This window comes from Neisseria sp. P0021.S005 (assembly GCF_051956955.1).
The window spans coordinates 1-3,026 of record NZ_JBQCWY010000369.1 but is presented as its reverse complement, the minus strand read 5'-3'; the positions used below and the strand labels follow the sequence as shown (position 1 = coordinate 3,026).

At 47.0% G+C, this 3,026-nt stretch carries 1 protein-coding gene; it reads right to left on the bottom strand.

The window, feature by feature from the left end; all coding sequences use genetic code 11:
- A partial coding sequence (locus ACTHUE_RS14270; protein WP_440423816.1) for an ESPR-type extended signal peptide-containing protein occupies window positions 1–2,503 on the bottom strand: 2,503 nt, incomplete at its 3' end.
- Between the last annotated feature and the right edge of the window lie 523 nt (window positions 2,504–3,026).

The window sequence follows — 3,026 nt, the reverse complement described above, 5'->3', positions numbered from 1 at the left end:
CGCCAGTGTCACCTTTTTCGCCTTTTTCGCCAGCGGCGCCAGTGTCACCTTTTTCGCCTTTTTCGCCAGCTGCACCTGCGGCACCAGTTTCACCTTTTTCGCCTTTTTCGCCAGTAGCGCCGGTATCACCTTTTTCGCCTTTTTCGCCAGCGGCGCCAGTGTCACCTTTTTCGCCTTTTTCGCCAGCAGCGCCAGTGTCACCTTTTTCGCCTTTTTCGCCAGCGGCGCCAGTGTCACCTTTTTCGCCTTTTTCGCCAGCGGCGCCGGTATCACCTTTTTCGCCTTTTTCGCCAGCGGCACCTACGGCACCAGTGTCACCTTTTTCGCCTTTTTCGCCAGCGGCACCAGTGTCACCTTTTTCGCCTTTTTCGCCAGCGGCACCAGTGTCACCTTTTTCGCCTTTAGCGCCTGCTGCGCCAGTAGCGCCGTCTTTACCATCTTTACCGTTTTTACCGTCTTTAACGATGGTAGTAGTCACTGAGCCATCACCTTCATTGGTAATAGTGATGGTATGAGTACCGTCATTATTGTTTACAACAGTACCTGTAACGCTGCTACCGTTCAGGCCGTTTTCACCGGTATCACCTTTTTCGCCTTTGTCGCCTTTAGGACCAGTATCACCAGTATCACCTTTAGCACCAGCAGGACCAGTATCGCCTTTTGCGCCTTTAGCACCAGCAGGACCAGTATCGCCTTTTTCGCCTTTAGGGCCAGCAGGACCAGCATCACCTTTTTCGCCTTTAGCACCACCACCTACTACGCTCAGGGTGTATTCGTTAGTGCCGTTTGAAGTCATTTTCAGACCTTCACCAGCGATCAGTTTCAGGGTGTTACCGGCATTTGATTTAGGATCGTATGTGTATCTACCTACATCTGGTGAGCTACCGCTCTCATTGTGGCCTGAGAATACAAACGGATTCAGATTTTCGATGCGGCTTGCTACGGCGAACAATTGAGAGCCGTTGATTGCATCGGTAGAAGTTTGAGAAATACGGCCTGCGGCAACGTTTTGGATTTGACGTTCTTTACCTGCAGAACCTACAGACAATACTGCGCCGTCATTTAAACCACTGGTTGCGCCTGCAAAACCACCGTAAGTGTAGCCGCGAACAGTACCGCTGCTAGTAGGTACGAAGTTGCTGGTTGTAGAACCGTTACCCAGAGCTACGCTGTTTTCGATAGTAGATTTAGCTTCAGTACCCAAAGCCAGAGTGTTTCTAGCTGTTGCTTGAGCATCGTTACCCAGAGCAGTTGCATATTCACCGCCATTGGCTTGAGCGCCACGGCCTAATGCAATCGCTTGCGTAGAAGCAGCGTTACTTTGTACACCCAATGCTACCGCGTATTGAGCACTTGCTTTAGCAGCAGGACCGAAGGCAGAAGCAGAAATGCCGTCAGCGACAGAACCGCGACCGATTGCTACGGCAGAACCTTTTTTAGCTTGAGCATCGCCACCCAATGCTACCGCACCGTTTGCCAGGGCTTGAGAACGTTGACCGATGGCAGTTGCTACGATACCGGTTGCTTGAGCATTAGTACCGATTGCCATAGCTGAACCGGCATTATTAGCACCCACAACACCATCACCATCAGCACCAGTAGAGGTACCATCAGCTTTTGCTTCAAAACCTACAGCAACGTCAGCAGCTTGGCTAGCAACTGCGTCATTACCATGAGCGACAGAGTTATTACCCAAAGCTTTTGCTGTAAAACCTGTTGCGAGAGATTGCTCGCCACTTGCTGTAGAACCAGCACCTGTTGCAATAGCTCGAGTACCGGTAGCAGTAGCACGCAAACCAACAGCAACCGCATTGGTAGCACTTGCAGTCGTATTTTTACCAACAGCTACAGCATTATTACCAGCTGCAGCAGACTCATAACCAACAGAAACTGCAGAAGAACCAGAAGCATTAGATGATTTACCTACGGCAATAGTAGCCTGACCAGATGCTTTTGATCCAGAACCAAAAGCAAGAGACTCGCCACCACTAGCATTTGCTTGCTTACCAATAGCTACGTCCATATCTTTGCCTGATGTTGCTTTTGTACCGATCGCAACAGAGTCAATAGACTGATTAGTTGCACCAAAACCAACTGCAACACCATTTTCTTGAATTGCTTTTGCATCTTTACCAATAGCTACTGATTTATCACCAGTACCAGTCGCACTAGAACCAATCGCAATTGCGTCATGAGAGACTACATTATTACCGTTGTTTCTGTAAGTATTTGCGCCAGTACCGATATTGATATTGCCAATACCTTGATTGGTACCAATGACATTCCCGGTATTATCTGATTTAATGGTAATCGTACTAGCAGATGTTTCCACACCTGCTTGAGCAGCACTAGAAGCCATCAAAGCACCTGCCGCTGCAACTGCAGCAGCTACGGCTTTACGCTTGTCAGAAGCGGATTTTTTGCCGTGTGCATGGCTGATCTCGGAAACCGCGGTCCATGTCTGGGTCGCGTGGTTCCAAATGACTTTAAAGACTTTATTCATATCGATTTTCCTGTAAGGGGTTTGATTTCTTTTGGGACGTGTTGCTCGGCTGTAAACTGCCTGTCCACACATTTGCCGCATTTCAGAGTTTCCCCTTTATGCGGTTTCATGCCGTAATCTCGTGTATGCAATTCCCGTGCCAAAAGTCTCTACTCGGCCGAATAGCAGCTAAAAGCCTGTTTTATGGGATTTTATGCTGATACATTTTGGGAAGCTTGTGAAGTTTGGGAAACGATGTGCCGTTTTTTGTCAGCTTGTTTCTTAACAAGTCACTTTTTGTCAACTTCCTTCAATGCATTCGGAATCCTTGTCCAAATTTTATATGCGTTTGGTTTCGCAAATCAACTCTTCCGATAAAGTGTTATTTTTTCGCTCTCAACGGTAATCCCCGTTAGATTTACTTGTTGCTTTATTTAAACGCTTTTTCTAGCTATTTGATTTTACGTTTTTATTCTTAAACAATAATGATTATTAAATAATATATGATTTAGATAGTTTCTATTGTAATAGATTTGAATATTGG